The 25,601-nt window shown below is 58.9% G+C and carries 19 protein-coding genes, 10 pseudogenes and 1 riboswitch; of the genes and pseudogenes, 8 read left to right on the top strand and 21 right to left on the bottom strand.

Annotation, left to right across the window (positions count from 1 at the left end):
• Positions 1–149 precede the first annotated feature (149 nt).
• Positions 150–587 (top strand): protein psiB, encoded by a 438-nt coding sequence (locus NXC14_RS22865; RefSeq protein WP_085780377.1) that lies wholly within the window; start codon positions 150–152, stop codon positions 585–587.
• A gap of 353 nt (positions 588–940) precedes the next feature.
• On the opposite strand, the gene NXC14_RS22860 is transcribed toward NXC14_RS22865, so the two are convergent.
• From NXC14_RS22860 to NXC14_RS32610, 6 genes and pseudogenes are all read right to left on the bottom strand, one after another.
• Positions 941–1,531: a hypothetical protein gene (locus NXC14_RS22860; RefSeq protein WP_085780376.1), complete on the bottom strand. Its 591-nt coding sequence runs from the start codon at positions 1,529–1,531 to the stop codon at positions 941–943.
• 122 nt (positions 1,532–1,653) lie between these two features.
• Positions 1,654–2,325, bottom strand: a complete 672-nt coding sequence (locus NXC14_RS22855; RefSeq protein ID WP_085780375.1) for a transcriptional regulator — start codon at positions 2,323–2,325, stop codon at positions 1,654–1,656.
• Between the two features lie 218 nt (positions 2,326–2,543).
• On the bottom strand, positions 2,544–3,317 hold the full coding sequence (locus NXC14_RS22850; protein WP_085780374.1) for a thiazole synthase: 774 nt from the start codon (positions 3,315–3,317) through the stop codon (positions 2,544–2,546).
• A 1-nt stretch (position 3,318) separates the two neighbouring features.
• On the bottom strand, positions 3,319–3,516 hold the full coding sequence (thiS, locus tag NXC14_RS22845) for a sulfur carrier protein ThiS (RefSeq protein ID WP_085780373.1): 198 nt from the start codon (positions 3,514–3,516) through the stop codon (positions 3,319–3,321).
• Positions 3,513–4,541 (bottom strand): glycine oxidase ThiO, encoded by a 1,029-nt coding sequence (thiO, locus tag NXC14_RS22840; protein ID WP_085780372.1) that lies wholly within the window; start codon positions 4,539–4,541, stop codon positions 3,513–3,515. Before thiO ends, thiS begins: the two co-directional genes overlap by 4 nt.
• Positions 4,542–4,634: 93 nt before the next feature.
• Positions 4,635–4,760, bottom strand: a riboswitch (TPP riboswitch).
• Between the two features lie 169 nt (positions 4,761–4,929).
• Positions 4,930–5,052 (bottom strand): annotated as a pseudogene (locus tag NXC14_RS32610) (4-oxalomesaconate tautomerase); the annotation flags it as partial.
• Positions 5,053–5,815: 763 nt separating this feature from the next.
• Between NXC14_RS32610 and NXC14_RS22830 the strand changes: the two are divergent.
• Positions 5,816–6,154, top strand: a complete 339-nt coding sequence (locus NXC14_RS22830) for a hypothetical protein (RefSeq protein WP_085780370.1) — start codon at positions 5,816–5,818, stop codon at positions 6,152–6,154.
• Positions 6,155–6,701: 547 nt separating this feature from the next.
• On the opposite strand, the pseudogene NXC14_RS22825 reads toward NXC14_RS22830, so the two are convergent.
• Positions 6,702–7,305, bottom strand: a pseudogene (locus NXC14_RS22825) (nucleotidyl transferase AbiEii/AbiGii toxin family protein); the annotation flags it as partial.
• A 72-nt stretch (positions 7,306–7,377) separates the two neighbouring features.
• Between NXC14_RS22825 and NXC14_RS22820 the strand changes: the two are divergent.
• The 3 genes and pseudogenes from NXC14_RS22820 to NXC14_RS22810 all read left to right on the top strand — a co-directional run.
• Positions 7,378–8,075 (top strand): annotated as a pseudogene (locus NXC14_RS22820) (HoxN/HupN/NixA family nickel/cobalt transporter); the annotation flags it as partial.
• A gap of 267 nt (positions 8,076–8,342) precedes the next feature.
• Entirely contained in the window at positions 8,343–9,371 is a 1,029-nt protein-coding gene (locus NXC14_RS22815; RefSeq protein WP_085780369.1) for a helix-turn-helix transcriptional regulator, read from the top strand.
• A 400-nt stretch (positions 9,372–9,771) separates the two neighbouring features.
• Positions 9,772–10,749 (top strand): LysR family transcriptional regulator, encoded by a 978-nt coding sequence (locus NXC14_RS22810; protein ID WP_085780368.1) that lies wholly within the window; start codon positions 9,772–9,774, stop codon positions 10,747–10,749.
• 276 nt (positions 10,750–11,025) lie between these two features.
• Here the strand turns inward: NXC14_RS22810 and NXC14_RS22805 are convergent.
• The 6 genes and pseudogenes from NXC14_RS22805 to NXC14_RS22790 all read right to left on the bottom strand — a co-directional run bounded on the left by NXC14_RS22805 (position 11,026) and on the right by NXC14_RS22790 (position 14,865).
• Positions 11,026–12,017: pseudogene (locus tag NXC14_RS22805) on the bottom strand (IS481 family transposase).
• Between the two features lie 49 nt (positions 12,018–12,066).
• Positions 12,067–12,375 (bottom strand): annotated as a pseudogene (locus NXC14_RS33550) (hypothetical protein); the annotation flags it as partial.
• 186 nt (positions 12,376–12,561) lie between these two features.
• Positions 12,562–12,969, bottom strand: a complete 408-nt coding sequence (locus NXC14_RS33990) for a hypothetical protein (RefSeq protein WP_338049861.1) — start codon at positions 12,967–12,969, stop codon at positions 12,562–12,564.
• Positions 12,966–13,667 (bottom strand): hypothetical protein, encoded by a 702-nt coding sequence (locus tag NXC14_RS33985; RefSeq protein WP_338049873.1) that lies wholly within the window; start codon positions 13,665–13,667, stop codon positions 12,966–12,968. The genes NXC14_RS33990 and NXC14_RS33985 overlap by 4 nt, the downstream gene beginning before the upstream one ends.
• Before the next feature lie 83 nt (positions 13,668–13,750).
• Positions 13,751–13,930: pseudogene (locus NXC14_RS33980) on the bottom strand (transposase); the annotation flags it as partial.
• 240 nt (positions 13,931–14,170) lie between these two features.
• A pseudogene (locus NXC14_RS22790) lies at positions 14,171–14,865 on the bottom strand (nitrogen fixation protein NifQ).
• Between the two features lie 507 nt (positions 14,866–15,372).
• Here NXC14_RS22790 and NXC14_RS22780 point away from each other — a divergent pair.
• Together NXC14_RS22780 and NXC14_RS22775 are read left to right on the top strand one after the other, a co-directional pair.
• Positions 15,373–16,746 carry a pitrilysin family protein gene (locus NXC14_RS22780; RefSeq protein WP_245362208.1) on the top strand — a complete coding sequence of 458 codons (1,374 nt, stop codon included), beginning with the start codon at positions 15,373–15,375 and terminating at the stop codon, positions 16,744–16,746.
• Positions 16,743–18,068: a pitrilysin family protein gene (locus NXC14_RS22775; RefSeq protein ID WP_085780365.1), complete on the top strand. Its 1,326-nt coding sequence runs from the start codon at positions 16,743–16,745 to the stop codon at positions 18,066–18,068. Before NXC14_RS22780 ends, NXC14_RS22775 begins: the two co-directional genes overlap by 4 nt.
• 125 nt (positions 18,069–18,193) lie before the next feature.
• On the opposite strand, the pseudogene NXC14_RS33545 reads toward NXC14_RS22775, so the two are convergent.
• The 8 genes and pseudogenes from NXC14_RS33545 to NXC14_RS22740 all read right to left on the bottom strand — a co-directional run bounded on the left by NXC14_RS33545 (position 18,194) and on the right by NXC14_RS22740 (position 24,644).
• Positions 18,194–18,835 (bottom strand): annotated as a pseudogene (locus tag NXC14_RS33545) (DDE-type integrase/transposase/recombinase).
• Positions 18,830–19,048: pseudogene (locus NXC14_RS33125) on the bottom strand (IS481 family transposase); the annotation flags it as partial. The pseudogenes NXC14_RS33125 and NXC14_RS33545, both read right to left, overlap by 6 nt.
• Before the next feature lie 93 nt (positions 19,049–19,141).
• Positions 19,142–19,751: pseudogene (locus NXC14_RS22765) on the bottom strand (IS6 family transposase).
• A gap of 402 nt (positions 19,752–20,153) precedes the next feature.
• Positions 20,154–21,368 carry an MFS transporter gene (locus NXC14_RS22760; protein WP_064808359.1) on the bottom strand — a complete coding sequence of 405 codons (1,215 nt, stop codon included), beginning with the start codon at positions 21,366–21,368 and terminating at the stop codon, positions 20,154–20,156.
• Positions 21,369–21,503: 135 nt separating this feature from the next.
• Positions 21,504–21,986 (bottom strand): N-acetyltransferase, encoded by a 483-nt coding sequence (locus NXC14_RS22755; RefSeq protein ID WP_085780364.1) that lies wholly within the window; start codon positions 21,984–21,986, stop codon positions 21,504–21,506.
• A 48-nt stretch (positions 21,987–22,034) separates the two neighbouring features.
• Positions 22,035–23,240, bottom strand: a complete 1,206-nt coding sequence (gene pcaF, locus NXC14_RS22750) for a 3-oxoadipyl-CoA thiolase (RefSeq protein ID WP_085780363.1) — start codon at positions 23,238–23,240, stop codon at positions 22,035–22,037.
• 10 nt (positions 23,241–23,250) lie between these two features.
• Positions 23,251–23,940 (bottom strand): CoA transferase subunit B, encoded by a 690-nt coding sequence (locus tag NXC14_RS22745; protein ID WP_085780362.1) that lies wholly within the window; start codon positions 23,938–23,940, stop codon positions 23,251–23,253.
• On the bottom strand, positions 23,937–24,644 hold the full coding sequence (locus tag NXC14_RS22740) for a 3-oxoacid CoA-transferase subunit A (protein ID WP_085780361.1): 708 nt from the start codon (positions 24,642–24,644) through the stop codon (positions 23,937–23,939). Before NXC14_RS22740 ends, NXC14_RS22745 begins: the two co-directional genes overlap by 4 nt.
• 147 nt (positions 24,645–24,791) lie before the next feature.
• Here NXC14_RS22740 and NXC14_RS22735 point away from each other — a divergent pair, with 147 nt between their 5' ends.
• Complete coding sequence (locus tag NXC14_RS22735) at positions 24,792–25,550, top strand: IclR family transcriptional regulator C-terminal domain-containing protein (protein ID WP_085780360.1); 759 nt, start codon at positions 24,792–24,794, stop codon at positions 25,548–25,550.
• Positions 25,551–25,601 lie beyond the last annotated feature (51 nt).

The raw sequence follows: 25,601 nt of genomic DNA, 5'->3' as shown, positions 1-25,601 counted from the left end.
AAATCAAATTGGCGCAGACGCCATTTACACAGCACACGAAATCAGCATATTGCCGCGCGTTGTCGCTATCCCGAGTTGGCACATGAGCCGCATCGCTTTGCCAAAGCAATCTGGGCACGTACTCTTTCAAGAATTTAGAAGGCTAGAATATGAAAAATTGCGTATATCTGCTGGAGTCAGAAACTGCCATCTTTCGCGCCGCTGAGCTTTCTGATCGAAACAGCATTGCAGCGATCTCCAACTTAATTGGCAGTGATCTGATTCAGATGATCCGCTTCGATGACATGCACTCGCTATTTCTTGAGGAAGAAGCTTTACGGGCTGGGCTAACCGCATTTACGATCTTTGACGGTTACCCGACGCCTCTTGCCGGGAAGATCGCGCTTTTGGGAGGCAACGGTAGCCAACCCTATTGCTCCCCGTCGATAACAATGACGGAGGCAGCCCGACGTTTTCAATGTTGCCGGCCGGTGCTTGACCCTGTTTTTGTTCCGGCCGACCAAATGGCGCCAAAGGGCCTCGTTCTTGCAGGAGCACTGGAAAGCCTGCAAGTGCGTATTGATTGCCGCTCCCCGCTGCTCCTGTGAGACGCGCAATCATGAATGCGAGGGTCCAGGAGATAACTCGATTGCCCCATGCGCGACAGTGGCGAACGCGGCGGTACAAAGCGCAAAGTTTGACGCATCACAAATTCGCCGCATCCCGATGCCATAGGCTCGACGCGAATGCCGCGGCTAATGCTATTCGTTATTCCTCGGTCTCACCCGATCCGTCCGCTTACCATGCGCTTTGAACGGAAGTCGGGGCAGGCGTTGCCTTCGAACGCTTTAGCTGGTTGGGAAAATACCGAATTGTCCTATCGGAGGTTCTGGTCACCGCATCCGAAAGTACCGCGCGCTGAGAGGCATGCATGTATCCCCGATCGCAACTCGCTTTGCAATCAATCCTGCTCGAAAGGGCAAAGCGCCGCAATGTCTCGTCGATCAAACCGTTCCAGCCTTTTCCGTAGCTGCGCGTTTTGCAGCCTCAGCTTTCCGGCCAACTGACTCCTGAGCACCATGATCTCTTCATCGAGGTTCACCTCGTCTGCAGTGTGGATGACTTGGCAGACCTCGGAAACGTTCCCAATCGCGACCGCCTTGCCGCGACTTCGTCGCTTGTGCGATACAACCTCGACATCTCGATTGACCTCCGTAGCATCATGTGCAGCGGTGACGTCAATACCAGTACCACCAGATAGAGCTGGATTTGCGGCCTCCACGATCTTGGCGTCTTCGCGGTCGACTTCATAGCGGTCATCGCGTACAGCGGCTTCGGAACGCACCGTCTCTGCGGAAATTGCAGCGGACTGATCACGACGCTGTTCGCGTGCCGGTCGATCAGCGCCGTTCACACTCTCTTCGGCAGGCGTTCCAGTTGGAGCGGCAATAGCCAACGCGTCCGGCGTAGCTTTGTCTGTCGAGCCGTTTTCTCTCTTTCGTTCGCGTCCCGGTGATACCAGTCGGGCAAGAAATTTCCAGGGAGACGCCATCTCTTTGACCTCGCTTTCAATTCAGCCGGCAGGCTGCGAGTTCCGGCAACAGCATCCGCCGCCATGAAAAGGCACTTCAAAAGAAGCATGGAAAGCGGCCGGCGATTGACCGGCTGTTCACATCAATCGAGCTTGAGCCTCTTGCGCAGATCGGTATTTTCAGCGCGTAGTTTTTCAGCCAGAAGCTTGCGCAGTCGCTGATTTTCCTCTTCCAACTGCAAGAGGTCTGCCATCTCGTCGATCGCCACCATCGGCGCGGCCGAGGTGGTCGCTATAGCCTTTGGAGCACGTCGCACAGGTGTACGTTTGACGACCGCCGCGGCATCGGTCACCTTTGCCTTGCGCCCTCTTCTCTTCCTACCACTGTCGCCGCTCACACCAGCTGCTGGCTCTGCCGTAGCCTCAGCTGAAGACATCTCGAGTGCCGCAGCTTTTTTGGCGCGGGGTTTACGCTGTTTCGGTGCAGTAGCGGTTTCGACAACGGTCGGTCCATCGGCCTTGGTTGTCGTATCAGTCTCGTCGGCCATGCTCATCTCCTGTGTAACTGTTGCAGTTGTCAACGGCCCGGGAGGCTGTGTCAACAACGACGCCGCCGGATCTTGTTCCGGTAGAGACATTTCGCTGTCGGATTTGCTACTCTGAGAGCCATCTGACAGATACGGCATTGCCTCTTCCTGTAGGTCGCGGGCGACGGACTTCAGATCCACGTTGCCCCAAATCGAGTTTGACCTGGAATCGAGTTTTCGTCTGCCGGTTTTGTACTCGACGGCAAAAGTGCGTTGCATTTTTTTCAATTAAGAAGCCTTGGAGAATCCACGGAAAGGTTTGGCGATATGCTGGATAACCAGGAATAGGGATTGTCGGACTGCCAGTCCATACCCCCCGACTTGCCTGCTGCAAGTTTTCTTGGGGTAGAGTGATGTTCCTCCTGAAACGAGAAAGCAAAACCCGAGAGGACTAGTTCAGATCCTTCGGCCCATTCGGCGCTGTCATGAGTAGAAAGGGTCGAGCTTCATGAAAAGACGGCCTTTCCAATGATGGGAGTGGAAGGAACGGCCATGTCGCGGGGCTCCAATGGCACGGCGCCATGCGCAATGCGGCCGGCATCGATGGCAAGCGCGAAGGCCTCGGCCATGGCGGCGGGATCACCAGCGCCGGCAACGGCGGTGTTGAGAAGAACGGCATCATAGCCGTATTCCATGACAGCGGCGGCGTGAGACGGGCGGCCGATGCCGGCATCGACGATGAGCGGTACATCCGGAAAATGTGCTCGGAATGCCCGCAGCGCCATCGGGTTCACCGGTCCCATGGCGGAACCGATCGGCGCGCACCAGGGCATCAGAACGCGGCAGCCTGCATCCAGCAGTTTTTCGGCGACGACAAGATCGTCGGTCGTATAGGGGAAGACCTGAAAGCCTTCGCCCGACAGGATGCGAGCCGCCTCGACAAGTCCGAAGACATCGGGCTGCAGCGTATCCTGATGACCGATCACCTCAAGCTTGATCCAGTCGGTGCGGAAAACGTCGCGCGCCATCTTCGCTGTCAGCACCGCCTCCTGCACGCTGTGGCATCCGGCGGTATTCGGCAGCACGCGCACACCAAGCTCGCGGATCAGCTCGAAGAAGGCGCCACCCGCCTTGCCGCCGGCGGCCTCGCGCCGAAGCGAGACAGTGACAATCTCAGCCTTCGAGCGTCTCACGGCTTCTGCAAGGACGGCGGGTGACGGGTAGCGGGCGGTGCCGAGCAGCAGGCGGGAGCGGACTTCAACATCATAAACTTTCAGCATCTCAGCCTCCTTGCATCGGTGAGAGAATTTCGATGCGGTCGCCTTCGCCGAGCCTGAAATCGGCGCGGTCCTCGCGGTGCACCAACTCGCCGTTGACCGCAGTTGCGATCCAGCCGCCTTCGTAGTCCAGAGCGAGAAGCAGGTCTGCCAGCGTCGCGGCCGCGACCTCCTGTTCCTCGCCATTGATGATGAAGGTCATGAGGGCCTCCTTTCCGGTTGTCCTTGGTCGGTGAGAAGACGCCGCGCCACCTCGCCGGCCATGGCCGGCGCCAGCAAAAAGCCGTGGCGGTAGAGGCCGTTGACATGGAGAGTGCGTCCCTCTTGTGTCACCCGCGGCAGATTGTCAGGATAAGCCGGCCGCACGCCTGCGCCGGTTTCCGTCACCCGTGCCTCGCCGAAGGCAGGATGCATCGCATAGGCGGCATTCAGCAACTCCATCAGCGAACGGGCGGTAATCGGGCCGCCATCGTCGCTTTCGATCATCGTCGCTCCGATCATGAAGCGGTTTTCGTCCCGCGGCACGATGTAGATCGGGTGGCGCGGATGCAGCAGGCGGACGGGGCGGGAGAGACTGAGCTCGCTTGTTTCGACGCAGAGCATCTCACCTCGAACGCCGCGCAATCCAGGCAGCCGGCCGATCTGTGCGGCACCGGTGCAGTCGACCACCCGGTCATGATCAACCTCCGCTTCGCCGACGACGCCCAACGTCAGTCGCATTCGGGCGTCCTCAAGTCCTGCGGCCAATGCCGCGAGCGCCTGCCGCGGATCGAGATGCGCTTCCTGCCGGAAGAACAGCGCCCTGCGGAAGCGGCCGGCGAGATCCGGTTCGAGGGCTGCGATTGCCGCCTCGTCCAGCCATTCCCATCCGCTTGTCCGGCGGGAAAAGCGCTCGAGTTCGCCGGTATCGCGCCCGCCCGCCACGACAAGCGTTCCCCGGCGATGGACATGGCCCGGCAGTGCCGCCTCCCACCAGTCCGCGGCAAGGCGACCGAGCGTCAGCACCGGTTCTTCCGTGCTTTCCCGCTCGCACCACGGCGCCAGCATGCCGCCGGCAAAGCCGGAGGCCCCGGCGCCGACCGTGCCGGCCCGCTCCGCAAGGGTGACGCGGAAGCCGTGGCGGTACAGCTGCCAGGCCACGGTGAGGCCGGCAACGCCGGCCCCGTTGACGAAAATGGACGGGCCGGCGGTGACAGACGGGGTGGGGTTCTTTGCGGCAATGCTCATGGTTTCAGGCTCCAAGTTGAGAGTTGGAGCCCCAGTCAGTCAGCCGGAAAGATGGAAAGACCTCGGCATCGATTCCACGCGTGAATCCACACCATCGAGCGCTCGCACCGTTCCTACGCCAGTATGAACTGGATCAGGTTAACGGGTCACTGCGCCACAACCGGTAGGCCGCGTTGTTCAGCAGTATCTCAGCCCCTTGCCGGGCTCCCTGGTGAAGGCGGGAAAGTTAGTTCCACAGCAGCGACACTGTCAAGCCAAGGCCTACAGATCTTCGTCTCGGCCCAAGAAGAATTGGAGCATGAAGTTTTTACGCGCGGAGATTGAGTCTGCCGACTGTCACTCAGACAATCGAAGGCCGGCGTGAGAAGTCATTAAGCTGGACGATAGCTCACTGGGCAAACACAGTGCCATCAAACAGTTTCCTCGCCGTCCTGATTGTCCCTGCCCCGATGATCGACCCGCGGTCGTCGATATTGAGGAAAACCTCCATCGAACCTGTCGGATGTTCGACCAGGTAGCGGCCGTCTGCAGGCGCTGTGACGAGCTTGGCGGCCTTTGCGACACACGGCCCGGCCTATCGGCCTAACCTTGCGCGGCAACTGGATGCCAACCGCACTCAAGCAGAGTTTTTTAGGATTGTTTCTGAAACTGTGGTGCCGCGTTAAGTTTTCTTCCCAGAAGCTGGCTGCCGAAGGGATCTGAACCGGCCGACCCTGCTCAGATTGGTCAATTGCAAATCGGACGCCGAGGCATAACGCCTGTCCACAGAATTCGCCGCCCACTAGCGTTCCCTTGCGACGGCGTACCTAACGGCCGCGATGTCTCGTTCGGCTGCGGTTTCCTGTTGCAGCATGTCCACCAAAAAGCCATCGCCGGCGCCGAGGACGCACACGCCTGGTTACCCGTATTGGACAACATAGCGAGCAAGCGATACGCCAATATTGTCTTGATCTCACTGCCGACCTTGACTTGCCCGGCAGGCTTTCGGACGATGATCTTGTTGTACTGTGCAAGTCACCCCAGCGGTCGATTGTAACGGTGCGTACGAATGCCGCGCCAACGCTTTGGGCACTCTACGACGCGCTGCCCGAACACTTTGCTCCCTTTGACATAGGCGAAGTACTCGAACCCGTCACTAGCCTCCGGGAAGACCGGTCCTTTCAAGAAAGACTCCGCCGGGCCGCGCAAGCAGCTGAGAAGGTATATCCGCCCTCTCCCCACGCACAAGAGCAACTCTACCAAGGCGGATTTCCGCCGCCGCAGGCAAGGCTCTCATGGCACAGTTTCACAGTGCCCGCTGGGAGCAAAAGGCGGCCTTGGCACACAATTTTCAGGATCAGCGATATCGCCGCCTAGCGCTGCGGCTAATCTATTTTGAGCGTCCTGATCTCATGCCGGTCGACCTGGGTCAAACCTGGCAGACTGAACTTCATGCTCGGCTAATGGCTCCAGTCGAGGCGGAATCCCGATGGCGTTCAATTTCCGCCGGGCGCCAGGAAGCCGAACGATTGATCGTCGGCGGGCTCGATGGCGATCAACTTATACGCCAACAGCAGTTCCTGCACTACCTCGATGCCGAAGTGAAGAGGATCGCATTCGCCAAGGCGGCTTAACGCCGAATTTGTCACCGGACTTGCGGCTAGCCGGCCCTCAAACCGTGTAACCTTGGCTTAGGGCGATCACTGCCTGGATAATCCGCGAGTCGGCAGCTGACGCGCTGCCCCCTCAAGTGGCCAATTTTTACGTGCGCCTTCAGGTTGCTGGATATCAAAGATCTACTTTCTACGATCTGCGCCGCGAGGGGATTTCACGATTGTGAGGCGAGCGCGCTCGATCTCGACAGTGAAATCTCGTCTTAGCTAAAGGCGCTGCCGTCGAGACCCGTTCGACGGCAGCCAAGGTGCCCTTGGGAGGGCTGGGAGAAGATTGCATGCCGGGAGTTGCCTTCCATGCGGATCAGTCGCGAATTGCCGTTCCCGTTAGCGGGTCCAACCAATGCAGCTCTTCGAGATCGATCGTCAGCGGTAGCCGCTGATCGGGCTTCGGTGTCGCCGCTGGCGGGATTCGCGCGACCAGGCGGTTCGTGGACTCCACATGGCGAGCTCTGCAGTCTGCGAGCCAGCCGCTGCGGAGCACACTTTCCAGGTCTTCGCCCTTGCCCTATTCCGTTTCACTTCGGCCTCCCCCACGCGTCTTACTTATCTCATATCGCAAGGCCCGCCCGAGATCCGACAACAGCTTTTCGCGCCGGTCCTCCGAGAGCTTGACCAGGTTGTCGACCTTCCACCGCACTGCTGGCAGCTCTGTCGCTCCAGGCACTCCAAGCAAATCCCAGTCAGGTTCGCCGGCCGAGAGGAGAAAACGGTGATCTGGAGGCATTTGCGGGCATCGTACAACGCCTCCAGGGTCACGGGCTCTTCCGTCATGCCGGCAAACCCCGCCTCAAACTCCTGGCGCAAGTCTTTGCGCGTCGGCGCCAAGACCTCCCCCATCGGCCTGTTGTTGCTCAGGATGTAGAGGCGCGCCGCAGCTCATCAGATATGCCTTCATTCGCTTGGAGATCCCTGACGTCGAACAGATCTCGCGGGTGCTGCCGATCCAAGGCGGCGACGATCTTGCCAGCATAGAGGTCCGGGAAGGACACGACAGGAACCTCGGCATAGCCGAAGAGCTCTTCCACTCGGTCGCAAACTGCTCGTGTTTCAGGAGCGTAGACGCAGCCACGAATCACAGGCGTCACCTCTATCTTGATCTGCACACCGTTCATTCCGGAAAACGAGGCCCTGTCGAAGAATACGTCGCCCCAGGAGTCAGATCACGGCTACCGGGTTTCCATGCAATGCAGAGCCAGACTGAGGGTTTCCACAACATTGGCGGCGTAATCGGCACATCCGTTTCAGCACTGTTCCTGCTGGTGATGGGAATTGCCAATATCACCATCCTGAAAACCATCTGGGGCGCCTTCTCGCGAGCGCAACGCGGTGAGAAAATGTCGATGAGGACCTTGATGCGCTCCTGGCGGGAGGCGGCATGCTGGCGCACGTTTTTCGCGGCACCTTCAAGGTGGTCACACAGTCGTGGCATATGTATCCGATCGGCTTTCTCTTCGGCCTCGGGTTCGACACCGCCACGGAAATCGCGTTGCTGGGCATTTCGGTTTCGCAGACCGTGCAAGACTTGTCGTTCTGGACCATCCTTGTGTTCCCGATCCTCTTCACAGCCGGCATGTCGCTGATGGATACGACGGACAGCGCTCTGATGACAGGCGCCTACGGCTGGGCCCTTATGAACCCCGTCCGCAAGCTCTGGTACAATCTGACGATTACCGCCGTCTCGGGGATTGTCGCGATGTTCATCGGCGGCCTAGAAGCGTTCGCCTTGATATCCGAGCTCAAGCTACAGGGCAGTTTCTGGGAGGCGGCCGCTAAACTGAACGACAATCTCGAAAACCTCGGCGTAATCGTCGTGGGCATCTTCGTCGCAAGCTGGTTCTTTTCGAGGATGATCTATCGCATGAAAGGCTATGATCGCATTCATCGAGTGCGCCCTAAGACGAGGGGACTTAAGACGATCTCCAGGGTCCAGTCGGTTCAATGTGGCAAGCAGATCGCTTGTCATCGAGCAAGGGATTTGCTCAGCAGGTGTTATGGGGGTGCTGTATTGGCGCTCAGCCTCACGCCAAAACCCGCTGTCGCAGTTCGTGGGCGGTTCCCACTCGGCGAATTAGATCGAAATTGATGGAAATGAGCTCTAGATATCCCGCAGGAGCGACAAAGCACCATTACTGAACCTGGAGAATTCATGATGAATAATAGCGCCGGTGATGCAGTTTTTCGATATCGTGGCTCAACGTTCGATAGCATGATCGAAAGCCTAGGAGGAGTTTTTGGCACATTCGACGCCGAGCTCGTCGGTCGTGCTCAAGGCTTCCATTGGGCGATCGATCTATCGGCCTGTGAGAACGCAGTATTGATTACTGGTTACCATCAAAGAGGGTTTCAGTTCCGCGCTCAGTGGTGTTCCGGCGCGACCGAGCACCTATCGATCGTAGTGCCACGCAGAGGGGGCATGGGGGTCGGGTACGGCTCGCGTATGGCCGAGGCCGAACCAGGGAAATTGCTTCTCTACAGGAATTTCGAACGTGACAGAATCGCAATGCAGGGTCAATCCAACTTGATAGACGAGCTGGTGCTTAATTGGTCGTTGATCCAACGGACGATAGGAGAAACTTTCGATGTGCCGTTTAGTGGCTCGCTCGACCTGCTGCCAGAAGTGAATCTGTCGACGCCAGTTGGTAGGACAATCGGCAATATCACGGAAGCGGTGATGGACGGAATACGCGATAATGGCCCCCTCACTCAGTCTCCTGTAGCTATGGCACATATTACGCAGGCACTCGCCGACATCGTCATAAGGATGGTTCCTCATCGGTTGTCGCATCTGCTGAATGAGAAGCCTCACATGATTGCTCCCGGACATGTGCGCCGCGGGATCGAGTTCATGTGCGCCAATATCAACAAGCCCATTACAATGCCGATGGTGGCAGCTGCAGCGGGGGTTTCCACCAGAGCACTCGAAGCGGGATTCCGTGCGTTCAAACATACAACGCCTGCAGCCTATCTACAGATGCTTCGACTACGCGCAGCGCGGGAGGACCTGCTCGATCCAGAGAACCATATGCTTTTGAGCGAAATCTGCCTGAAATGGGGGTTCTTTCAGTTCGGCAGGTTTTCTGCAGTCTATAGAGCACAGTATGGAGAAAATCCGTCCGAAACCAGAAGACGCATCTGCGGATCACATTCTCGTAGCTCCGCCGGTAATGTCGGATGACGAAGGCACACCGCAAAAAGGACGACTGGTGTGCACGCGTGGGAAACGCGCCATGCCCCTAGATAGGCGCCTGCGCCGTCGGATGATCGAATTGTGCCGCTGATGTCGCCAGCGTCAATCACTGGGGTGCTCATGTAGTCGACAATTTGTCCTCTACAGCTGATCCTCTGCCGACATGCGGGTGTTCGGGCAACGGAAGCGATCTAGCCTCACGTCGCACCGATTTGCGGAGCGGGGGGCTTACTCTCACCCATGCCGATTAACCCACCCCGGAATATGCAGATTCGCGTTCAATATCCAATTCACGCATGAAAGTCCCGGTACCGGTTTGAGTGCTGTGAAACCGCCAATTTATATTACTAATGACGAACGCAGGATACGTCCACGTTATGGAAGATACATGCGTTTCAAAGGCCTCGACCTAAATCTCCTCGTCGCGCTCGACGCCCTGATGACCGAGCGTAACCTCACGGCGGCGGCACGCAGCATTAACTTAAGCCAGCCGGCGATGAGCGCCGCCGTCGCCCGGTTACGCACCTATTTCCGCGATGATCTCTTTATAATGGCTGGCCGAGAGCTCGTGCTATCGCCGCGTGCGGAAGGGCTCGCCTCGGCGGTCCGGGAAGCTCTTCTCCACATCCAGCTCTCTATCATTTCCCCGGAGCCTTTTGACCCGGCCAAATCGGACCGATGCTTCAGGGTCATCCTCTCCGATTACGTCACACTCGTTTTCTTTGAGAAGATTATAGAGCGCGCAGCGAGGGAAGCTCCTGGCGTTAGCTTCGAGTTTAGGCCTCCTGCTGACGACAGTGAGGACCTCCTCCGTCGCGGTGAGGTCGATCTGCTAATCCTTCCGGAAATATTCATGTCGAACGCCTACCCTCGATCGAAACTCTTCGACGATATCCACGTGTGTGTGGGCTGTGGCTCGAACAAGCAGCTGTCAGAGCCACTTACATTCGAGAGATACATGTCGATGGGGCACGTTGTCGTAGGGTTTAGCGGCACCCTTAGGCTGGGGATCGAAGAACGATATCTGCTCGAGCACAGTGGCAAGAGACGGATCGACGTCGTCGTACACGGCTACAGTTTAATTCCTCCAATGCTGTCGGATACAGACCGCATAGGGACCATGCCCTTGCGGCTGGCGCGGCATTTCGCAAAAACAATACCGCTCAAGATCGTTAAGCTTCCCCTGCCCCGGCACCTGCCATTCGTCGAGGCCGTTCAATGGCATGCGCTTCACACGAGTGATCCGGCAAGCCTCTGGATCCGAGAGATGTTGGTGGAGGAAGCGTCGCGCATGGTTTCGCCGCTTGCTATCGCCGAGTCTCTCATCAATCCGGACCAGCACGAGTTTTGTCCAGCTCATCTTTGATCCGCGAACTTCATCGGGGTTGGAGATAAAAACGGGCAAAATGGCACCGCTTGGCGGCATACACCCGTTCCCCAAAGAGGACGCCGCCTGCCCCAAGTCCCAGGGCTCTTACGCGCGATCATCCGCAGATCGATCTCTTTAACCGGATTTCATGGTGCGTCAGTTTGGTGGAGCAAGGCCGGCAGCTGTTAGCCAGTGTCTACCCGCAAGTCAGGCGGTCAGCGTCGGTATCGATTTTAGAGACGAGTTCTCCCGTCTGTCATTGATCTTCACCCTCTAGATGTTTGGTCCCGGCATTTGGTGGAGCGGATTGATGATAAAACGTTCGGGCTGTGAAGCCCATGCCTTGCATATGAACTCGTAGGGTGTGAGACCCTTGAGGGTCTTGAGCCTGCGGCCGAAATTGTAAGCGGCGACAAAGTCGGCAAGATGCTGGCGCAGTTGATCGGGCTTTCATAGTAGAAGCGTCTGACGGTGGCATCCTTGATGGTTCGGTTCATTCTCTCAACCTGACCGTTGGTCCATGGATGCTTTACCTTGGTGGTGCGGTGCTCGATATCATTGGTGGCGCAGGTGTATTCGAAGGCATGGGCCCGGAAACGTTCGCCATTGGCGATTGCTTCTTTGATCAGCGGCACAGCGGAGCCTCCAGCGCCGGGCGTGGTGAACTGGATCCCGTTGTCGGTGAGCACTGTGTGGATCTTGTAGGGGACGGCTGCAATCAAGCGCAGGAGGAACTCGCGCGAGACGGCGGTGGTGGCCTTCTCGTGCAGTTCGACGAAGGCAAACTTCGAGGTGCGATCGATGGCAACGAACATGTGTAACTTACCCTGTTCGGTGCGCACCTCGGCAATGTCGATGTGGAAGTAGCCGATCGGGTAGCTTTTGAACTTCTTCTTTGCCGGCCTGTCGCCGTCGACATCCGGCAGGCGGCCGATGTCGTGGCGCTGCAGGCAGCGGTGCAGCGACGACCGCGTAAGATGGGGGATCGTCGGCTGTAGTGCATAGAGGCAGTCATCGAGCGGCAGCAGCGTATACCGGCGAAAGGCAACGATAACAGCCTCCTCCTCGACGGAGAGCACCGTCGATCTAGGCTCTTTCGGGCCGGTCGGAAGGTCCGCAACAGAGGACCGCTTCCGCCACTTGGCGACGGTCTTCTGATTGATCCCATAACGCTTCGAAAGCGTCCTCAGGCTCTCTTGACTATGTTGTATCGCTCGACGGACTGCCTCTGTCGTCGTGGCGCTCCCATGAAGAACCTGGCCCATAACGCATCCTTTGATTCGGAAGACAAGGATGCCCCATCAAAGCCTGGGATCAAACATCTAATACAACACCGGTGTTGAGTGTCACGTTGACAGGCGAAGCCGCCTTGAGCTGCGTGCTGCCCCGCGCCACCCGCCAACCATCCGCACGCTCCAGGCGCGCAACTATCCGCAGCGTCGGCGAAGCAGCTGAGCTTGCGGTCGAGGGCAGGGAAAATGCTATCACCTTGGACTCGCCGTCGCTTCTGATGCGCGTTTCCGAGGCGCGACGTCGCGGATTATTTTGACTGGCGGTGTCTTCGAGATAAATCTCGAGATGACCCTTCGGGATAACCGCGCCGCCCTCGAACGTGACCGAGCCGCTGACCAGCGCCGACGGCGCTCGACAGAGGTGATGACTTCAATTGGGATGCTTCGTCATAAGCTACTCCTAGCGTTTGCACTAGGACTTCCGATGTTTGCATCAACCTCGCAAGGCGGCCTTCGCCGGCTTGCAATTACCCACATTTGAGTGTCGCTGCCATTTCAGTTCCGAGGCGAATGTCTGTCAGCCGGCTGAGGCCGCGCCAGACGACCGTATTTCCCGGAGCGGGTCTGATGTTCTTGCAAGGTAACCACCCAAACGAGCGAGTTTGATGAGACAGAAGTTTAGCGATCCCAGCGTAGCGTGCCGGTTGCCTGCGTTGCTGACCACTTGATCGAGGATTTCAATTTCCTGTTCGGTGAAAGCCGCGGTCGGTGGTGTTTCGGGCGCAGTGCGCGCGAGCATCGTCAACCAGAGCACTCTCCAGCTCATGATGCAGAACACGGCGACGAGGTTTGCCAGTGGCTCGGCCGTTCGTAATCTTGCGTCTTCAGCCCGGCAGCCAGACTTAAGGATCTTATGGAAGACCTCAATCTTCCAGCGCATCGCATACCATTTGATTTTTTCGACCGCCTCCTCGCAGCTATTCACCTCAAGATCAGTCGGTAGCTTCCACTCGATGCGTTGCGGCCGGCCGGAGGGTTGGGCTCCACCGCGTGGATGACGGTAAGATCCAAGGCAGGATATCGCTTCTTCTTGCCGATGGGCGACAGCACCCGGATCCGTTTGAATCGGATATTCAGGTGGACTTTGGTGACCTCATCAGTATCGGCGCGAACTTCGATGAGATGCCGGCCAACAGTTTCAACATCGCGCATTTCAGCCAATATTGTGTGATCCCCGCTGCCAGCGAGGCGATCGACGACCGTGCGCACAACGAAGTGCGTGCCAAGCTCCCTGGTCAGGCAGTAGAGCTCGTAGAAATCACTTTCGCGATCGCCTACATGAATACATCGGTCTGGCTGACCGAGAAGCCCGACAGATTGGCGCAGATTTTCAAGCCAACGGATGCTCTCCTTGGTTTCGATCGGAACACGTGTCGGATTGATCTTGCGTTTGAGCTGAGCCGTACCCTTGAACTTGTCGCGGCTCCAGAACTTGACGGCCGCCAATCCTAAGGGCAGCCCATCCAAGGTCACCGCAAGGCTCGAATGCATCAAAATACCGCAGACCGTATGGTGGCGCAGCCGCTCCTGTTTGTCACGGCCACTGTTGACGCTCTTCGTAAAGCCAACTGCATGCGGATTGCGGCGCTGATAGGTAAACTCGGTCGTGTCCTGGAGCACCAAGATCGGACCATTGAAGCATCGTAGCGTTGAGCGGTCGCGGCGAAATGACCGTTGAGGATATCGCCTTCCTCAACATTCGGGTTGGAGAAAAACCGATAAGCGGCTTTTGTGTTGACCCAGTCCTGGCAGGCGAAAGGAATGGAGCCGCCCATATGCTCTCCAAGCTGTCGTAAAAGTTCTGTGCAGCGTCGGGCAAGGCGAACATCCTTGAAAGACCCCACGTCTATTTCCTGCTTGCTCCAATGGCCGTCATTATCAGCCATTACATCGTCTCGAACCGACATAAAGCACCGCCTTAAAAGAATCAGGTGCTCGGCACAGAATCAAAGGTGAATCTTTCGATTCAAGATTTCAGCAAAGCTTTCGTAACCGAGTCAACCACTTATGGCTAATTGCAAGCCCCACCGGGGGCTTACCTTCATCCCCGGGAATAGGGCATTGGTATATTGCGCTGCACGGTCCAAACATTTAGAGAGTAGTTGGCGAGGTGGTGGCCTTCACGGTCAATCGCCCTCGTGTATGACGAAATCTGCGTCTGTAGAAAGACCATCGGTTTCCTCAGGGTCGAAGCATTCATTGAAATCGCTGCATTCCTCGCAACTAGGAGCGCGGCAAAGGGAAAAGCCTTCAGCCTCGCAAAGCCTGCGATAAAAATACTTCTTCCACCTCATCTTACGAATGTTGCCCGCCGCGAGCACCGGAAAATGCTCAATGAGCAATCGCCTTAGTTCGGCTTGGCGAAGGAGGCCGAGCTCCCGCCAAAGGTGGTCCTCCCGCAAGCAACGCCGGGCAATGATCTTAGCAAAACGGACGCCTTCCAGGTCGCCTGGCCGCACATGCGCTAAGAGCATATCGCGCAACAGTTCCTCCTCCGCATCAGGCGCGGAAGCAGTCGCCTCTTCCCCGGCTAAGGCGTGGATGAGCCCTGCGGGCAAACTATGGGTTGGCATATCTCGCAGCTCGGCAAGGGAAAGTCCGGTTGCTTCGGTCGCGGTCGTCATACCCTTCTCGATTTCTTCAAGTGCGCGCGAAAAAACGCAATAGAGTACATAGTCACCAAAACTCAACTTCAGGTCCATCTGGCGTGGCCGGCCGTCAGGCAGTTTTTATAGCTGTTTGACTTTTCGTCGGCTCTGCTGATCTGACGTGCAGAGCCTGCGGCTGGTACCGCTACCGTCGAAACCTGAATTTGAAACATGTTTGGGATGGTGCTCTCGTCCCGTTTCCGCTGGTCGAACTCCGTTGACCACACGACCGTCGCAAGGCGAACATTCAAAAGTTGTGCCAGCTTGAGCATGCGAGAGCTGCAGGGCGCAATTCAACCGCTTGATCGCCCTGGAGCCGAGAGCCGATCCCGACATCAAACGTCGCCAAGCGGACAAACCCGACACAGCTTTGGCTACGAGAATAATCGCGAACCACAATCTACGATGAAGTCGAACGGCGAGGTCACGGTTGTTTCACGCGGATAGGGGACATTCCGGTGACCTGAGGCAACTACCAGTCACGGCTTCACTTCCGCAATGGCGCAGAGTGGAGTGGGACGCGGCGGATAGGCAGCGGCATTCTCCCTTTGAATCTGAAGGAGGTCTCCCTTTGGTTCGCTTTGGCACATTTATTGCCCATGGATCGGCACGTCGGGTATCGGCGAAAATTCGGCCAAAGGAAATACTCGGCCTGACGATCTCGTCCTAAGGAGAAGCTAATGGGTACAGGAATGGATCAGATCAGTCCGCTGCAAGCTTCTAGGACCCTGGAAGCAGCAACGGCCTCCGAGGACTGGCGACGCGGCCCCGAGATAGCAAGTTTTCTTTTAGATAACGGCATGGAGGTGGTCGTCATACCTGATCACCGGATGCCGATCGTCACGCACATGGTCTGGTATAAAGCTGGCGGCGCCGATGAGCCTCCGGGGAGATCCGGCATCGCCCATTTTCTAGAGCATCTGATGTTCAAGGGCACGAGAAATCACCCGGCCGGCGAGTTTGACGCAAGGGTCGCGGAAATCGGTGGCCGGCAAAACGCCTTCACGGGGTTCGACTACACCGCGTATCATCAGATGGTCACGCCAGAAGCCCTCGGAACAATGATGGAGTACGAAGCCGACCGAATGAGGCATCTTCTTCTAACGGATGAAGTGGTTGCACCGGAGCGCGAGGTCGTTCGGGAAGAGCGGCGCATGCGCTATGAGAACGAGCCTCATGCTTGTCTTGACGAGGCGCTGCGAGCGACTCTCTATCAGAACCATCCCTACCGCATCCGGGTGATCGGCTGGATGCACGAGATTGAACAGCTCAATCGTGAGGACGCCCTAGCGTTTTACGACCGTTACTATCACCCGAACAACGCCATACTGGTGGTGGCGGGCGACGTGGATTCAACAACGGTGCGCAAGCTGGCGGAGAAGACCTATGGGGCAATACCACGGGGCGGAGACTTGCCGCCGCGGGTTAGGCCGCAGGAGCCGAAGCAAGATACGAAACGAACCATTGTGCTCACCGATCCACGCGTGACTGTGCCAGAGTTTGAAAAATCATGGGTAACGACCTCCTATGGAAGCTCCGAGCCTGGCGAGGCGGAAGCGCTTGATCTTCTGTCGGAACTTCTGGGCGGAGGATGGCACAGCCGGCTCTACCAAGAACTGGTGGTCAAACGAGGGATAGCCGGCACGGCCGGCGCCTATTTCAACGGAACATCGCTCGATCCATCGAGCTTCGGCGTCTATGGCGCGCCGCGCGGCGATGCGACGATCGAGGAGGTGGAAAACGCAATCGACGACGAAGTTGAAAAAATTATCGCAGGCGGCGTGACCGGTCCCGAATTGGAAAGGGCGAAGAGCCACTTGATTCGCTCGATGATATTTAGGCGCGACAGCCCGGCGGGAGTGGCCATGCTCTACGGCAAGGCGCTTACGACCGGCCGCACCGTAGACGATTTACACGCCTGGCCCCTGAGGATCCGTGCAGTGACGCCGAAAGACGTGCAGTCAGCTGCCCGGAAGTACCTTAATCTTGACCATTCGGTGACGGGATACCTGCTGCCGTGTGAAACTTCCGTTTCGGGAGCTAAATGCCAATGACAAAACTCAACACGTCGATTGAAAGCCCCAAACAACCGCTCGCCGGGCGCAATATGGACGTTGCGGCGCCGCGCCGCACCGCCCCGGCGATACAGAAAGTCGAGACAACGAGAGGGATAAAGGCCTGGCTGGTGGAAGATTATTCACTGCCGATCGTCACCATTCTGTTCGCGTTCGAGGGTGGCACCACGCAGGATTCCTCCGGTAAGGAAGGCCAGGTCAGGCTTATGACCTGGATGTTGGACGAAGGGGCTGGGGATCTTAGCAGTGAAGTGTTCCGGGACCGGTTGGACGATGCTGATGCTGAGATGCGGTTCCGGGCTAGAAGTGATGCAGTTTACGGCTACATGAGAGTGCTTGCCGACCAGAAGGACCCTGCGTTTGACCTGCTCCAGTTGGCCGTCGAGCAGCCGCGCTTCGACCAAGCACCTTTGGACCGCGTCCGCGCGCAGATGGTCACCGGGATCATCGCGGATGCAAAGGATCCAAACGTTGTGGCAAGGCGCGCTTGGAAAAAGGCGCTCTATGGCGATCATCCCTATTCCAGGCAGGCCGAGGGAACCGAGCAAACTCTTGCCACAATCACGGCCGCCGACCTAAAGGCACTGCATAAGCGGCTTTTCGCACGCGCCAACCTCACCATCGCCGTGGCGGGCGCAATCGACGCCAGCACCCTGAAGCATGATCTGGATCGGATATTCGCCGGGTTGCCAGCCACACCCTCCCTGGTGGCCGTGTCGGAAACGGCCCCTAGATTGGGGCGGGAAATACATATTCCGTATGACCTGCCCCAGACTGGGCTGCGCCTTGCCTATCCTGGGATAGCCGTCAAGGATCCTCAGTTCTTCCCAGCTTGTTTGATGAACCAAATACTCGGCAAAGGCTCGTTCATGTCGAGACTTTGGAAAGAAGTACGCGAAAAGCGGGGGCTTACCTATAATATCAGATCGCACCTCGTGAACAGCAGTCACAGCTCTATGCTCCGGATCTCTACGGGGACAAGTCCAGATCGCGCCGCTGAGATGCTCTCCATCATTCGTGCCGAAGTCCGGGAGATGGCAGAGAAAGGCGTAAGTCAGCAGGAGCTGGAAGCGGCGAAAAAAGAGGTCATCGGCAGTTACGCGATCGAGTGTCTAAACTCGTCCAGCGCAATCGTGGACACGCTGGTCGAAATTCAGGAGCGAGATGAAGACATCGACTTTATCGAGCGCCGAAAGCAGCTGATCCAGGCCGTAACTGTCGAAGACGTGGGCTCGGTCGCAAAGAGGCTGCTCCACGCCAATCCAGCAATTATGGTCGTGGGTCAATCAATTGAAGGATAATAGGGTTTCCATAGCTTTAGCTGCTGCGGTGCAGGCATGACGGGTCGCCGCCGACATTGTTCCTCATGATTTGAATGGCGATGTCATATTGTTTCACAAACGCGCGGACTTGGCGGTGAATTCAGTCAACTGCCGGTCACGGCTTTCCACTGCGCCATGACGCGGAGCCGATGAATGTAGGTGGATAGAGCCGAGTGTTCTGGTGCCCGGGACAAAAAGAGTTTGGGACGGCTGAGAAGACTGAGACAAAACGTTGCAAGCCGCCCGCAGGTCGAAGTCCCTGCATTGTACGTCTCGATTGCGAAGTGGCACGTGAGAATTCTCAGCGCGATAGGCTAGTGCGGTCGATGTTCGATAGCGGGCATCACGTTACGTCTTGCCGCCCCAAATGATCGGAGCTTGTCGGTGCCTATGCGCGTCGGCACCCGTCCTTGTTTCTTCAGCAGTCTGACCAGCACCAGCTTGGCAGCGTTGGTATCGCGGCGGGTCAGAACGATCTCGTGGAGAACATAGCTCTCCTGATCAACGACGGTCACAGCCAACGTTTCGGCCGCCGATGGAAAATAACGACCTCATCCAGATGCCAGACATTTTCGCGGCGGCTTCTTCCTACTGCTTGGCGTAAGCGGCCCCAAAACTTGAGACCCCATCGTCGTATCGTTTCGTGAGACACAACAATGCCGCGCCCCAACAACATTTCCTCGACGAACGCGATGTTCAGCGGAACGGAAATATAGCCCAACCGCATCCGCAATGATCTGCTGCAGTGCATAGAGGCACTCATCGAGCGGCAGCAACGCATACCGGCGAAAGGCAACGATAACAGCCTCCTCCCCGACGGAGCGCACCGCCGATCTCGGCTCTTTCGGGCCTGTCGGGAGGTCCGCAACAGAGGACCGCTTCCGCCACTTGGCGACGGTTTTCTGATTGACCCCGTAACGCTTCGAAAGCGTCCTCAGGCTCTCTTGACTATGTTGCATCGCTCGACGGACTGCCTCTGTCGTCGTGGCGCTCCCAGCCCGGCATCGTAAACGGATGAAAGGCCAGCGAAAGACGCCATCCGCAGATATCTCTCATGATCGGGCAATTTTTGCCCACAGGCTCATCGCCGCCGTGCGCAGTTCGCGTTGGTGGCCGAGGAGATGTCGTGGCGCGGGATTTGAAATCGGTTGGCGATCGGATCATGATGGAGACGAAGCGTTGTAGATGTGGCTGTGACTTGAAGCGCTTCATGATCCGCTCTCGCCGCCGGACTGGTTGGTGTGAATTCTCCGCCCGATTATTCATCCCTTTGTGGGAGCGATGCTCTACCCGCATGATCTCTCGCTTTGCCGCGCCGTAGGACTGCAGCTTGTCGGTGATCATCGCACGCGGCGACCGTCCCTGACCCATCAGGCGATTGGCAGCCTTTGCATTTCGGCGGCTTTGTACGAGAACCTCCAAGACGAAACCGTCGTGATCAACTGCGCGCCAGCCAATGCTTCTTGCCGCGGATTGAAACAACGGCTTCATCGAGATGCCACTTGTCCCCAAGCCGACCGGATGATCGACGATCCTACGGGCAGCCAGCAAGTCCTCGACCACTTGCAGGCTCAGAGGGAAACGGAAATAGAGCCACACGGCGTGGGCAATAACTTCAGCGGGAAAGCAATGTCGGCGATAGAGTGGATCACGGTCTGTCATGAGCCTTCATCGCACATCGAATTCCACATTCCGTTATGTTGACGATGCCGTACAGCCAGCGACGCCTGGTAAGATGTCCGAATTCGTAGATTGAGCGTGCGTTACCAATTCGAAGGGTGCCGCCAAGGCGCCCGCGCTTCCGTGGGTTTCCGATCAGACGAATATGAAGTCGGACGCGGTAAGGTGCATATTCGCGAGGTCGGCCACGCTATGTATCCCAGATAAGTGAGCAAACACATCCACATGATTAGCCGAGGAAACGTAGGCAAGATCCGCGGTAATCTAAGAAGGGCAATGCACGAAATGGCGAGAGCCGAGGGCCTTGCGACACCTCGAATTCCTCTAGCGGGCATCATCGCCGATGCCCGCCGGAGGACGTTCACTGGACCTTGAAAGAAATTGTTAGGAAGACACACCGAAAGCCGGCTGCGGCTCCCGCCTCGCAAGAGGCGGGAAAGCAAGCGCGATCGCCGCTGCGCCGAGTCCGACCATGGCCGAGCCGATGAACAGCCAGGAATAATTGGCGAAAGTATCGAAGATCCAGCCGCCGATCAGCGGCCCGAAGGCCATGCCGAGGCTGGAGAGCATCGTCGCGGCGCCCAAGACGGTGCCGATGATACGCTGGCCGAAATATTCCCGCGCCAGCACCGCATAGAGCGGCATCACGCCGCCATAGGCACTGCCGAAGACGATGGCGAGGGCATAAAACTCGGTCAGTTCGCTGACCAGGAGATAGGTCGCGAGCGCGGCCGCCTGCACCAGGAGGCCGGCGATGAGGACCGGCTTCACGCCGAGTCTGTCGGCGAGGCTGCCATAGAGCAGCCGGCCGCCGAGGCCCGCCAGGCCTTCGACACTGTAGATGCTGACGGCCGCCATCGGTGCGACGCCGCAGATCGTCGCATAGTTCACCATGTGGAAAATCGGGCCGGAATGGGCCGCACAGCAGGCAAAGAAGGTCAGGCCGAGCACGATGAATTGCGGCGACCGGAAGACTTTCGACAGCTGTGGCCGACCGCCTTCCGCGGCAAACTCGGTGCCGGCGTCGACGGCTTCGGCAGGCGGGCGCCTGACCAGCAGGGCGGCCGGCACCAGGAGCACCCAGGTAGCGATGCCGATGATCAGCATGGCGGGGCGCCATTCATAGGCCGAGATCAGCCAGCGCGCGAAGGGCGAGATGGTCATCGGCGCCACCCCCATGCCGGCGGAGACGAGCGACACGGCAAGCCCGCGGTTCACGTCGAACCAGGCGGTGGTCGCCGCGATCATCGGCGCGAAGAAGGCGCTGGCGGCCAGTCCGACCAGAATGCCATAGGTCAACTGGAATTCGATGAGCGTTGCGGCGCGGCTGGCGAGCACCAACGCCAGGCCGAGAAGCACGGACCCTACCAGCACGACGATGCGCGGCCCGAAACGATCGCTTGCCGCGCCCCACAGGAAACCGCCGAGACCCATGACGAGGAAATTCAGCGTCATGGCGCTGGCGATGCCGACATGCGACCAGCCGGTCGCGGTGGCGATCGGCTCCTGGAAAATCGCCAGCGAGAACATTGCGCCGATCGCGACGCACGACATCAGGGCGCCAACGGCGACGATGACCCAACGATAGGAAACACTCATGGCTTCATACCTCCATGCCGACAGAGTGATCGCGACGCGCGCAGCCGGTCCGCCGCTTTCCGCGCCTTGCGATTAAAGACGTTTGAACCGCTGCGATTTCGACAGCGCCCTCACATCTTTTTACCACCGTGCCGTTTAGAGCGTGCGGAACATCACCAGGGCGTCGACATAACCCTCAGTCGGATGAAGGAAGACGCCCGGCAGCCGGCCGACGATTTCGAAGCCGAGGGACTGCCACAGCGCGACGGCGCGCTGATTGCTGCTGACAACGAAGTTGAACTGCATAGCGCGAAAGCCCCGCAAGCGGGCATGTTCGAGCGAATGTTCATGCATCCGGCGGGCGACGCCGCGGCCGCCAGCAGCAGGATCAGTCATGTAGCCGCAATTGCAGACATGGCGCCCACCGCCCGCCTGATTGGCCTTGATGCAATAGGTGCCGAGGATGACGCCATCCTCTTCCGCGACGAAGGTCTCGCGGTCCGCTCCCATCCAGTAGGCGAGCGCATCGGCTTCGGAGAGATCGTTGTCGAGCGCATAAGTCTCGCCGGCACGGATCGTCGGGCCGATGATTCTCCAGATGGCGCTTCGGTCGTCATTGTTTGCGGGTCGGATCAGCATGGCCGTTTCTATCGAAGCCCGGCACCGGAGGCAACGGGCTGAGCCCTGTCAAACCCTCTCGAGCGCGATCGCAATCCCCTGCCCGACACCGATGCACATGGTCGACAGCGAATAACGTCCGCCGGTTTCGGCAAGTTCCAGCGCCGCCGTGCCGGTGATGCGGGCGCCCGACATGCCCAAGGGATGGCCGAGCGCGATCGCGCCGCCGTTGCGGTTGACCCGCTGATCGTCATCGGCAATGCCGAGCGCGCGCAGCACCGCCAGGCCCTGGCTGGCAAACGCCTCGTTGAGTTCGATCACGTGGAACTGCTCCTGGGTCATGCCGAGCCGCGCCATCAGCTTGCGCGAGGCCGGGATCGGCCCGATGCCCATCACCCGTGGAGGAACCGCGGCGGCCGCGCCGCCGAGGATGCGGGCGATAGGGGTCAACCCATATTTCCGCGCCGCCGCTTCCGAGGCGACGATCAGCGCCGCCGCTCCGTCATTGACACCGGAGGAGTTGCCCGCCGTCACCGTGCCGCCTTCCTTCTTGAAAGGCGTGGCGAGTTTTGCCAGAGCCTCGATCGTCGTCGCGCGCGGATGCTCGTCCTTGTCGACGACGATGGGATCGCCCTTGCGCTGGGGAATGGTGACCGGAGTGATCTCCTTCGCCAGCCGTCCGCTCGCTTGGGCAGTTGCCGCCTTCGCCTGGCTGCGCAGCGCGAAGGCGTCCTGATCGGCGCGGCTGATATGATAGTCCTCGGCGACGTTCTCGCCGGTCTCCGGCATGGAATCGACGCCATACTGTTTCTTCATCAGCGGGTTGATAAAGCGCCAGCCGATCGTGGTGTCGTGGATTTCGGCCGCCCGCGAAAAGGCCGTTTCGGCCTTCGGCATGACGAAAGGCGCCCGCGACATGCTCTCGACACCGCCCGCGATCATCAGCTCCGCCTCGCCGGCGCGGATGGCGCGCGCCGCCGTGATCACCGCATCCATGCCGGAGCCGCAGAGCCGGTTGATCGTCGTGCCCGGCACCGCAATCGGCAGGCCGGCGAGCAGCGCCGACATGCGCGCGACGTTGCGGTTGTCCTCGCCCGCCTGGTTGGCGCAGCCGAAGATCACGTCGTCGACCGCTTCCCAGTCGACGCCGCCGTTGCGCGCCATTAGCGCCTTCAGCGGGATGGCGCCGAGATCGTCGGCCCGCACCTGGGAAAGCGCGCCGGCGAAGCGGCCGATCGGCGTCCGGATATAGTCGCAGATGAAAGCTTCGGTCATGGCTTTCCCTTCAGAGTTTCGGAACGACGAGATCGGCCACCGGCCCCTCGACGTGCAGTCGCGCCCCGGTCATCGCCTGCAATTCCTCCAGCGACAAGGCGGCAAGCTTCTCGCGCAGGACGAAGCGCCCATCGACAATGTCGACGACGGCATGGCTGGTATAGACGCGGGTGATGCAGGCCACACCGGTCAGCGGAAACGTGCATTTCTCCACCAGCTTCGGCTCGCCCGTCTTGGTGACATGCTCGGTGATGACGCAGACCTGTTTGGCGCCATGCACCAGGTCCATGGCACCGCCGACGGCCGGCACGCCCTTGATGCCGACCCGCCAATTGGCGAGATCGCCGTTCTCGGCGACCTGATAGGCGCCGAGGATCGCGACGTCGAGATGGCCGCCGCGCACCATGGCAAAGCTGTCGGCATGGTGGAAGAAGGCCGCACCCGGCTTCAGCGTCACCGCCTTCTTGCCGGCGTTGATCAGATCCCAATCCTCTTCACCTTCGGCGGGCGGCTCGCCAAAATTGAGAATGCCGTTTTCGGTGTGGAAGATCGCCTGACGGCCGGGCGGCTGGTAGCGGGCGACCATTTCGGGAAAGCCGATGCCGAGATTGACATAGGCGCCGTCGGCAATGTCCTGCGCCGCCCGCCAGGCGATCTGCGCATTGGAAAGTTTGATGTCGTCCCTGATATCGACGGTCATATGTAAGCCACTCCGGCTCGGATGAGCTCTTCTTCCTGCTGCGGATGCGGGACGGCGACGAGACGGTCGACGAAGATGCCGGGGGTGACGACATGCTCGGGATCGATGCCGCCGGCCGGCACGATCGAGGAGACCTGGGCAATCGTCCTGGCAGCCGCCATGCACATCAGCGGATTAAAATTGCGGCCGGCCTTGTTGTAGGTGAGGTTGCCGTGGACGTCGCCGACCTGAGCCTTGACGATGGCAAAATCGGCCTTCAGCCAGCGCTCCTGCACATAATGGCGGCCGTCGAATTCGGCGACGACCTTGCCTTCGGCGAGTTCGGTGCCGTAGCCGGTCGGGGTGTAAAAGGCCGGAATGCCGGCGCCGCCGGCGCGGATGCGCTCGGCCAGCGTTCCCTGCGGCACGAGCTCAAGCTCGATTTCCCCGGCGAGATATTTATCCGTGAAGGCGCGCGGATCGGACGAGCGCGGAAACGAGCAGATCATCTTCCTGACCATGCCGGCATCGATCATCGCAGCAATCCCGATGCGGCCGTTGCCTGCATTGTTGTTGATCACGGTGAGATTTCTAGGGCCTTTGTCGATCAGGGCATGGATCAGCTCGATTGGCGCGCCAGAACCGCCGAAACCACCGATCATGACGATCGCGCCGTCACCGATCTCGGAGACGGCCGCCGCCGTGCTCCCGATTGTCTTGTCCATGCGGGATCTCCCAGTTCTCCATCAGGCAGATATTCGTGCCGCCCTCCTCCTCAGAGATAAGGCGCAACAGGAGGCCGCCGCAAGCAAATTTGTGCGTTATTTGACATTTGTTCGTATATCGCACATAGCATTACGAGGGAGATCGACATGCGTGAAACTGATTTTGTCAGCGGCTTTGCCCGCGGCCTGAAGGTCATCGAAGCCTTCGGCGAAACGCGCCAGCGGCTTTCGATCGCCGAGGCTTCGAAATTGACGGCGCTTGATCGCGCCACGGTGCGCCGCTCGCTATTGACGCTCGCCGAGCTCGGCTATGCCGATTATGACGGCAAGTTCTTCACGCTGACCCCGAAGATCCTCAGGCTTGGCCATGCCTATCTCGCAGCGACGCCGCTTCCGGCGCTGTTGCAGCCGCATCTCGATCATCTCTCGGAACGCGCCGGCCAGAGCGCCTCGGCGTCGGTGCTCGACGGCACCGAAATCGTCTATATCGCCCGCGCCTCGCAACGCCGGGTCATGTCGATCAATCTCACCCCCGGCAGCCGCCTGCCCGCCTATTGTGCCTCGATGGGCCGGGTGCTGCTTGCGGCGCTTCCCGAGAGCGAGGCGCGCGCCGTCCTTGCCCGCAGCGAGCTGAAGCAAAACACCGCGAATACCAAGACCGATCCAGAGGAACTCATCGCCGAATTCCGCCGCGTGCGTGCTGAGGGTTACGCCCTTATCGATCAGGAGCTGGAAATCGGTCTCTGCTCCATTGCCGTGCCTGTTGAAAACGATCGCGGCGAAACGGTCGCGGCAATCAATATCGGCGCGCCGGCCGCCCTCGTCCCGGCATCCGAGATGAAGGAGCGCTATCTCAAGCTGCTAACGGAAACGCAGGCGGCCTTGCGGCCGCTGCTGCACCGCTGACGGTAGCAGTCGCTGTAGAATTGCGCACCGGCTTTACCTTGGAAAGCGTGC

This window comes from Rhizobium sp. NXC14, from assembly GCF_002117485.1.
Lineage (GTDB): Bacteria > Pseudomonadota > Alphaproteobacteria > Rhizobiales > Rhizobiaceae > Rhizobium.
This window is presented reverse-complemented; position numbering and strand designations above follow the sequence as displayed.

Excerpts from the sequence above, each read along its gene's own strand:
- NXC14_RS22865 (WP_085780377.1), top strand. The coding sequence starts at position 150 with ATGAAAAATTGCGTATATCTGCTGGAGTCAGAAACTGCCATCTTTCGC.
- NXC14_RS22860 (WP_085780376.1), bottom strand. The coding sequence starts at position 1,531 with ATGGCGTCTCCCTGGAAATTTCTTGCCCGACTGGTATCACCGGGACGC.
- NXC14_RS22850 (WP_085780374.1), bottom strand. The coding sequence starts at position 3,317 with ATGCTGAAAGTTTATGATGTTGAAGTCCGCTCCCGCCTGCTGCTCGGC.
- thiS (WP_085780373.1), bottom strand. The coding sequence starts at position 3,516 with ATGACCTTCATCATCAATGGCGAGGAACAGGAGGTCGCGGCCGCGACG.
- thiO (WP_085780372.1), bottom strand. The coding sequence starts at position 4,541 with ATGAGCATTGCCGCAAAGAACCCCACCCCGTCTGTCACCGCCGGCCCG.
- NXC14_RS22830 (WP_085780370.1), top strand. The coding sequence starts at position 5,816 with ATGGCACAGTTTCACAGTGCCCGCTGGGAGCAAAAGGCGGCCTTGGCA.
- NXC14_RS22815 (WP_085780369.1), top strand. The coding sequence starts at position 8,343 with ATGATGAATAATAGCGCCGGTGATGCAGTTTTTCGATATCGTGGCTCA.
- NXC14_RS22810 (WP_085780368.1), top strand. The coding sequence starts at position 9,772 with ATGCGTTTCAAAGGCCTCGACCTAAATCTCCTCGTCGCGCTCGACGCC.
- NXC14_RS22780 (WP_245362208.1), top strand. The coding sequence starts at position 15,373 with ATGGGTACAGGAATGGATCAGATCAGTCCGCTGCAAGCTTCTAGGACC.
- NXC14_RS22775 (WP_085780365.1), top strand. The coding sequence starts at position 16,743 with ATGACAAAACTCAACACGTCGATTGAAAGCCCCAAACAACCGCTCGCC.
- NXC14_RS22760 (WP_064808359.1), bottom strand. The coding sequence starts at position 21,368 with ATGAGTGTTTCCTATCGTTGGGTCATCGTCGCCGTTGGCGCCCTGATG.
- NXC14_RS22755 (WP_085780364.1), bottom strand. The coding sequence starts at position 21,986 with ATGCTGATCCGACCCGCAAACAATGACGACCGAAGCGCCATCTGGAGA.
- pcaF (WP_085780363.1), bottom strand. The coding sequence starts at position 23,240 with ATGACCGAAGCTTTCATCTGCGACTATATCCGGACGCCGATCGGCCGC.
- NXC14_RS22745 (WP_085780362.1), bottom strand. The coding sequence starts at position 23,940 with ATGACCGTCGATATCAGGGACGACATCAAACTTTCCAATGCGCAGATC.
- NXC14_RS22740 (WP_085780361.1), bottom strand. The coding sequence starts at position 24,644 with ATGGACAAGACAATCGGGAGCACGGCGGCGGCCGTCTCCGAGATCGGT.
- NXC14_RS22735 (WP_085780360.1), top strand. The coding sequence starts at position 24,792 with ATGCGTGAAACTGATTTTGTCAGCGGCTTTGCCCGCGGCCTGAAGGTC.